A 7,019-nucleotide genomic window follows, 5' to 3' on the forward strand; every position below is an offset into this window, starting at 1 on the left:
CGCCCCCGCCGCCCCTTCCGCTTGCGCCCGGCCCGCCGACCGCCGGCCGGGTCGGCGTGCCGATCCCGGTCGGCGGTCGGCTTGGGCCGGGCTCGCATACAGCGGGGCGGCGGTCGCGGTTGGGCTCGCATACAGCAGGCAGGCGGCCCCGGTTTAAACACACGTGGGCTGGGGCCTGGTGGGGCTTGGCCGATAGCCTCGGGATATGAGCGTCACGCGGCACGAGTCGCACTACTCGTGTGCCTGGTCGTGAAACCCGTCCAGGTCCTCGCCATGTGAGTTCTGCTCGCGAAGTTTCTTGATCTGTTCGCGAACTTCGTCAAGGTCCCACCTGTAGTGGCCACCGAGTGTGGTCTCGGTTGGCGTCAGCAGGTTCAAGCGGACGTAACGCGCCACAGTGCGTGGACTGATGCCCAGCTCACGAGCCAGTTCGCCCGACGTCAACAGTCGATTGCGCGTCACACCTTCGACTGTCGCAGTTGACGCGTTTGGCTACCTTTCGGCAGACTCGTTCAGACCGCTTGGCTTCAATGTCTCGTTTGGCGCGTTAGGAGACGAGTATGGCAACAGACACTCGGCTTGCGGTGCTGGCGCGTTCGGTTCAGTGGGAGCTTGACGAGGCGGCTTTCGAGCTGGGCGGAGGACGGTATACGCGAGAGCAGCGTCACGAGCTTGCCGACCGGCTGACCGCCCTTGCTTCAGAGCTCCGCGCCGATGCGGATGTGCCGCTGATCATCGACGCGGCGGATTGAGCATGACGGATCGCGAGGCGTGGCGGTTCGCTGTCGGCGGGTGGACGTACCTCTGGCCACGCGGTCAGCTGGTTCAGGTCTTCGACTCCGTGGCTTATACCCGGCGGCTTGCTGGCGAGACACTCGACGCTCGGCCGTTCAAGGCAGAGTTCGTTCCAATCTGCGGTTTCGAGTCCGTCGAGGACTTCGAGGGTTGGTGCCGCAAGGACCGGAACCGATGATAGAAAACCGGCGGTGCCTGGCTTCAGCCGAACCGAACCGATCCTCTGGCGCTTGAGCGAGCAGACCCGGTGCCGTCCGGTGCAGAATGCGGGTTGATGGCAGAAACAGACGATCTCGACCAACGGACTGCTAACCACTCGGCGTTGGACCACCCTGCGGAGCGCCACTGGTGGCCTGAAGGTGTCGACGTTGCCTCGGTCGATGCTGCTAGCAAGGTGACTGAAGCGCTGGAGACGGTCGAGCGGGCACGTGGCCACCTCTACGAGTGGCACCAGCTGATCGGCTCAGCCAACGATAAGCTCAACGTGGCTGTGCAGGCCCTACGCAGCACCGGGCACACCGAACTTGCCGACGCCATCGAGCGTGACCTCGTGGGCCGTAACGTCCTTCCCGGCCGCTGGACGTTCCAAGCAATCGAGGAGTTTGACGAGGGCTACTACGAACCTTTCCGCAGTCAGGAGAAGCACGTTCGTCAGGCCTTGCTCGGCGGTCGACGGCATGTTTACGAGGCTGCGATGAAGGAGGCTGCGCGTAGCGTTGACAAGTCCGGCGCACCCTTGCCGTGGCATGCGGCAACGCCAGAGTCAGGAACCTGACCCATAAAGATCGGCGCTGCCTGGTTGCAGCCAAGCAGCGCCGTCGTCCTACGTCGTCTTCTAGTTTGAGCTAGTTCACATCTCGGTCCTGCTCGCCGTCCAGCGCCATCCAAGCTCCCGCAGGGCGTCTGCTCGCGAGAGGATCGCCGTGTTCCGAAGATGACCTTCGTCGGGTCGGTAGTCAGCCGTTTGAGCCGTAGTCGCTCCTGGCCACTTGCGGTAGTACAGCCCGGGATCGGGCAACATCACACCTGGTGCCACGGCTTCAACTGCGAGCATCAGCGCCACATCTTCATCAGCGAACAGTGCTGGCCACCCGCCAAGAGCACGCACAAGCGCCGTATAGGTGCACATCGTCGTGCCGACAACTTGAAGCTCACCGGCCGCTTGGCCCTCGTACAAGATGCCGGGGGACAGCGGTCCCGGTTCCGGGTCACATGGACCTGGCAGCAGCGAACCGTCCGGCATGAGATCGAGTGTCGGGGACACACACCACCCGACTTCTGGGGAACCGATTAGGGCTTTGACGTCCTGCGCGAGTGCCCCCGCCGGGAGGACGTCGTCGGCGTCGAGCGTGCGCATGAGTTCGCCCTCGGCGCGATTAAGCCCGATCGTGCGCGCCATCGAGGCCCGGCCGTGCTGGCTGGCACCGGGCGAGATGCGCGGGTCTTTCGGTAGGAGATCGTCAAGGAGGCCGGTTTGGCCGTCTTCCTGAACAATCCACTGCCAGTCCCATCCGTCCGGAAGTTCCTGCGAGGCAAGGGATTCGTAGGTGTCAAGCAGATGTTGATGCTTGTCGCGGACGACGGCCGTCACGATCGAGATCTTGTGCATGCGTCACCACCTGTCCAGGCGCTCGACGTAGCACACCTCGGTCCGATCGGCGGGGTAGACAGCTTCGGAAAGCTCGACTACTCGCCCCTCGATGTCGATGGACTTCGAGCGGCCGTGAAGCAGCGGAACGCCTTCGTTCATCCCCCACTGCTGGCGCTCGATGGTTGTCGGGGTGACGGACCAAAGAGTCGTCTCGAAGCGGTCCAGCTCGATACCGACGGTGTAGAGCTGGTGTTGGTGTCCTCCGGGCCAGGGTTCGTTGCTCTCGTCGAGAAGTGCCGGGTTGGACTCGATTAGCGCGCGCGGAATGTAGCTGACAGACCATGACGTGTAGGTGCCGCTGCGCTTATCGACCATCGAATACTCGCGCTTGATCAATGGCGCTCCGGCTTCGATGCCGAACTCCTGCGCAAGTTCCTCGGTCGCCTCAACCTCGGTGTAGTTGGCCGAGAATTCCACATCTTGGACACTGTCGCCGGTCGTCATCTCAAGAGCGCCGCTTGCCGCCCGCACATCTTCGGACTCGCGAACGAGGTTCTTCATGGCCTGGCCCATCTCGGCCGGCAACTTGATACGCGTCGGAGGCTTCCGAACCTGCGCAGGTTTACCGCGCCCGCCTGGGGCGATAAGACCTTCCTCTCGGAGGAGGCCGAGCGCGGCGTCTGCTGTCGCCTTCGCAACCCCCCACTCCTTGGAGATCTCGCTCAGGGTCGGCAAGCTGTCGCCAGGCTGGAGCTCGCCGGACTGGATCGCCGCGCGAAGCTTGTTCGCGATCTGGTCCCTGATCGGAACAAAACCGCTGGTAGCTGTGGTCATACCCCCATTAGATCACAACAGTTCATAGTTTCCTAGTACAACCCCTTGACTCTTCGACGATCACTCGCTAGATTGATCTCATCGGTCCTAGTTGGCTAGGAAACTGAGAAACTAACCCAGTGGAGAACCAAGATGCTGAAGAACGTTCCGGTTGTGCTTGAGGGTTACAAGGTGCGCGTGGTCGAGGAGCCGGTGGTGAAGATGTACAAGAACCGCGACACGGGCAAGCAGGAGATCGCCACCAACCAGGACGGTGCGCCGCTGTACGAGATGTCAATCTTCATGAAGGCGATCCCGACCGAGGAGGGCAAGCGGGCTCCGAAGGGCTTCGAGATGAAGGTGACGCTGGAGACGGAGCCGCCGTCCGGGATCGAGGAGGGTGATCTGGTCGCGCTGCACCACCCGCGCCTCTCCCAGTTTCTTCTGGACAACGGAACCCAGGGTGTCACGCTGAAGGCCCTCGGCGTGCTGGCCCCGAACGCGGGCTGAGTCCCCGCGCTTTCAGATTCTTTTCTCTGCCAATTCTGGCATGTTCTTTGAGAATTACATAGTGGGCCGAGCTATGCCTTTTTCGGCGCGGATTCGCGTCGGGGAGGCCATATTGACCCCCGGAATCGGGACGGCAGGGAATTCCTGCTCATGCCGGGGGTCTTCATGGTTTCCTGCAACAACAAGGTGGTGTCAGTTATGCAGTACGGCAAATTGGGATCTTTGCAGCCGTCGACGTTCGCTCAGCCGGTCGCCTACTACAACGGGGGATTGGAGAACTCGGACGAGAAAGCGACTGTGGCGCGTTGCATCTGCGATCACACGATTTACCGGAACGTACGCAATGAATGGGTTCACAGGGGCGGTCCGAACGGCGAAAGCTGCTATGAGGGCTATGCGCCTCGGTGGTAGTCGTCGTGGGCCGAGCTATGCCTTCTTTCGGCGCGATTTGGATGCGTCGGGGAGGCCATATTGACCCCCGGAATCGGGACGGCAGGGAATTCCTGCTCATGCCGGGGGTCTTCATGGTCTCCAGGCCAAAGAAAGCGGGTGGCGATGATGAGTGAACGTCCGGCGATTCCTGGCGAGCTGTGTACGTGTGGCCGTCAGGCGTCGGTGGTGTACGTGTTCGAGGACGAGGACAAGGTCCGGGAGATCGGCTGGTGCGGATTAAGCAACGTCTCGACGCTGCTGCCGTGCCGGTTCTGCGGTTCGGAGGTTCCGCACCGGAGTTCTTGGGGTGACTCGGAGAAGTGCCCTGATTATCAGCCGGTTCCGGCTGGGGAAAGGAAGGGTTAGATGTCGCTGAAGTACTGCCCGGCTTGCGACTGCGACAAGTGGCTTTATTCGCACTCGCAGGATGCGTTCTGCAAGCGCTTCGTGAAGGTGAAGCGGTCCTAGTAAGGGGTTCCTGATGAACGGTTTTCACGGTTCGGGATGCATCGGAGAAGGTGCGAGCAAGTGAGGATCAACGCGCAGTGCGGGTGCTGCGGAGTTCGGCGGCCGGTCCAGCAAGCGCAGGGCTCGGTGGTCGCAGCCCGGTTCGAGAAGGGCTCAGAGCGAGACTCCGGGCGTGGTCAATCTGAACTTCGGGCAGGTGGGGACGCACGTGGCGGTCTCCGGCGACATCCACGGGGACCTGAACTTTTCGTAGCCCGAAACGGGCACGGACACGACTATCGAGAAAGGGGAATTGGTTCGTGAATGCGAATTTGCCGGTCGGGATGCGGAAGAACACGCCCGCTGTCGCCCGGCTGAAGAAGATCGGGGAGTTGCTGGACGCGTTGTTCCGGGAACTGTCGCGGGTGGAGTTCCTGGAAGACGACATCATGCAGAAGAAGGATCTCCAGGAAGTCGAGGATTTGGCGGGCGCGGCGCAGGCGGGCGCGTTCGGGGTGGCGCTGGTGAACCACTTGAAGCGGTTCGGGGTCCCGAAGGGTATGGGGACCCCGCTGAACAAGATGCGGAACTCGGTCGGCGATTTGGTCGCCAAGCTGGAGATGACCCAGCGCCGGAACTGATACCGCTCGACTCGGCACAGGGGGCGTTGATCTCTATCGAGAATCAGCGCCCCCTTTTCTTCTGCTCGTAGAAAGGTAAGGCGGCAATGCGGGACACGCGGGTGGCCACGGAAAGGACCCCGGTTCGGGCGGCGGCACGGTTCGTCGCGCGGCATCCGCGTTCGGTGGGCTCGGTGGTGGTGCTGGACGCCGCGGTGCTGTGGGTGGGGTATCAGACCGTGCTCATGGCCGCCGGGATTGCCGTGGTGGCCGGCGCTTCCTGGCGGCTGCTGGACCGGCCGACCTTCGACAGGTTCGCCGGTCGCCTGCTGCGGGCGTGGTGGAGACGGTGGTGGTCCTACCGGCGGCAATGGCTTCGGATCATGACCGCCTGCAACCTCACCACCATCGATCACAAGGGAAACACGCTGGCTCCGCGCGTGACGCGGGTGAAAAGCACGTGGTCATGGGACACCGTGCACGTCCGAATGGCCAAGGGCCAAGAACCGGAGGACTTCGAGAAAGTGATCAACCGACTGGCGAACTCGTTTAAGGCACGTTCGACCAACGTGCGCCACCTCAAGCCCGGTCGGATCGCGCTGGACTTCCAGCGCCGGGAACCGTTCGACGACATGTTCGTTCCCCTACCGGACCTGGCGGAGTCGGTCGAGGCGGTGGATCTGCGGCGGCTACCGATCGGCAGGGACGAATACGGCCGGGACTTCACCCTCGACCTACTGGGCCGGGACCTGCACATCCTCCTGGGTGGAGCGACCGGGGCCGGGAAGGGCTCGTTCATGTGGGCGCTTCTGCGCGCCCTGGCCCCGTTGATCCGGGCCGGTTACGTGCGGTTGTGGGTGATCGACCCCAAGGGCGGCATGGAGTTCGGCATCGGCGAGGAGATGTATTACGAGTTCGCCGAAAGCGACCAGGCCGGGCAGAAGCTGATCACGAAGTACACCAGCATTCTCGACGCCCGGAAGCTGGAGCTCGGCCGCCAAGGGGTCAGGACGTTCACCCCGTCGCTGGAAACACCGCTGGAGTTGCTGATCTGCGATGAGCTCGCCGCAATGACCGCCTACGCGGACAAGGCGATTCGGGCACCGTTCGAGCTGGATCTCAGCAAGGCGCTCACGCAGTACCGGGCGGTGGGTGGCCGGACCGTGGCCGCGTCGCAGGAACCGACCAAGGACGTCATCCCGATGCGCGGTCTGTTCCCCACGAAGATCGCGCTGCGGCTGGATTCCGCGTCGTATGTGGACATGTGCCTCGGCGAGGGCATGCGCGATGCGGGCGCGTTCGCAGACAAGATCCCCGAGTACCTCGCGGGCGTCGCCTACGTGAAGAAAGACGGTCGACGGGAACCCCTGCGGGTTCGTGCCGCCTACACCACCGACGACGACATCACCGAGCTGGTGAAGTACTGCACCGACCGGGGCGCGACAGTCACCCCGATCCGGCGCGAGGCCACCGACGACGAACACGCCGGGCAGGCCGAAAAGGACATCTACAGCTTCGACTTCGAGTCGATCGAAGATGCCGATGACGAGATCGAGGAGATCGGCTACTTCGAAGACGACGAGGGCGACGAAGAGATCGCCTGATCATTCCCCTGTTTCATGCGGCCCGCCCGGGCTCCCGAACAAGAGCAACCCGGGCGGGTCCTACCTCGCAATGGAGGCGTTACCCATGTTCGCAGAAGCGATGCTTTGCTTCACCACCGCCACGACCGCCCTGTACGGGCTGCGTTCATACCGGCTCGGGCGGGCGCGCTCTCGGCTCGGGCATCGGCTGCGGAGCGACTCGCTGAC

General features: G+C 63.0%; 9 protein-coding genes. 6 read left to right on the forward strand and 3 right to left on the reverse strand.

The window, feature by feature from the left end; genetic code table 11:
* Window positions 1-231: 231 nt before the first annotated feature.
* Window positions 232-462: a MerR family DNA-binding transcriptional regulator gene (locus SSPN_RS0130470; protein ID WP_010312530.1), complete on the reverse strand. Its 231-nt coding sequence runs from the start codon at window positions 460-462 to the stop codon at window positions 232-234.
* Between the two features lie 98 nt (window positions 463-560).
* On the opposite strand from SSPN_RS0130470, the gene SSPN_RS46655 reads away from it, so the two are divergent.
* The 3 genes from SSPN_RS46655 (at window position 561) to SSPN_RS0130485 (ending at window position 1,570) form a co-directional block, all read left to right on the forward strand.
* Window positions 561-752: a hypothetical protein gene (locus tag SSPN_RS46655; protein WP_010312532.1), complete on the forward strand. Its 192-nt coding sequence runs from the start codon at window positions 561-563 to the stop codon at window positions 750-752.
* A 2-nt stretch (window positions 753-754) separates the two neighbouring features.
* Window positions 755-973, forward strand: coding sequence for a hypothetical protein (locus SSPN_RS0130480; protein WP_010312534.1), 219 nt, complete (start codon window positions 755-757; stop codon window positions 971-973).
* 96 nt (window positions 974-1,069) lie between these two features.
* Complete coding sequence (locus SSPN_RS0130485; RefSeq protein WP_010312536.1) at window positions 1,070-1,570, forward strand: hypothetical protein; 501 nt, start codon at window positions 1,070-1,072, stop codon at window positions 1,568-1,570.
* A gap of 75 nt (window positions 1,571-1,645) precedes the next feature.
* Here the strand turns inward: SSPN_RS0130485 and SSPN_RS0130490 are convergent, their stop codons facing one another.
* Together SSPN_RS0130490 and SSPN_RS0130495 are read right to left on the reverse strand one after the other, a co-directional pair.
* Entirely contained in the window at window positions 1,646-2,404 is a 759-nt protein-coding gene (locus SSPN_RS0130490; RefSeq protein ID WP_010312538.1) for a glycosyltransferase family 2 protein, read from the reverse strand.
* A 3-nt stretch (window positions 2,405-2,407) separates the two neighbouring features.
* Window positions 2,408-3,220, reverse strand: coding sequence for a GntR family transcriptional regulator (locus tag SSPN_RS0130495; protein WP_010312540.1), 813 nt, complete (start codon window positions 3,218-3,220; stop codon window positions 2,408-2,410).
* Between the two features lie 132 nt (window positions 3,221-3,352).
* Here SSPN_RS0130495 and SSPN_RS0130500 point away from each other — a divergent pair, with 132 nt between their 5' ends.
* From SSPN_RS0130500 to SSPN_RS0130525, 3 genes are all read left to right on the forward strand, one after another.
* Window positions 3,353-3,709 (forward strand): hypothetical protein, encoded by a 357-nt coding sequence (locus SSPN_RS0130500; RefSeq protein WP_010312541.1) that lies wholly within the window; start codon window positions 3,353-3,355, stop codon window positions 3,707-3,709.
* A 1,199-nt stretch (window positions 3,710-4,908) separates the two neighbouring features.
* On the forward strand, window positions 4,909-5,229 hold the full coding sequence (locus SSPN_RS52385; RefSeq protein WP_010312545.1) for a hypothetical protein: 321 nt from the start codon (window positions 4,909-4,911) through the stop codon (window positions 5,227-5,229).
* Between the two features lie 86 nt (window positions 5,230-5,315).
* The gene (locus SSPN_RS0130525; RefSeq protein WP_010312547.1) at window positions 5,316-6,812 is read left to right on the forward strand and encodes an FtsK/SpoIIIE domain-containing protein; all 1,497 of its coding nucleotides are present in this window, start codon (window positions 5,316-5,318) and stop codon (window positions 6,810-6,812) included.
* Window positions 6,813-7,019: the final 207 nt, after the last annotated feature.

This window comes from Saccharopolyspora spinosa NRRL 18395, assembly GCF_000194155.1.
In the GTDB taxonomy this organism is placed as follows: Bacteria; Actinomycetota; Actinomycetes; order Mycobacteriales; family Pseudonocardiaceae; genus Saccharopolyspora; species Saccharopolyspora spinosa.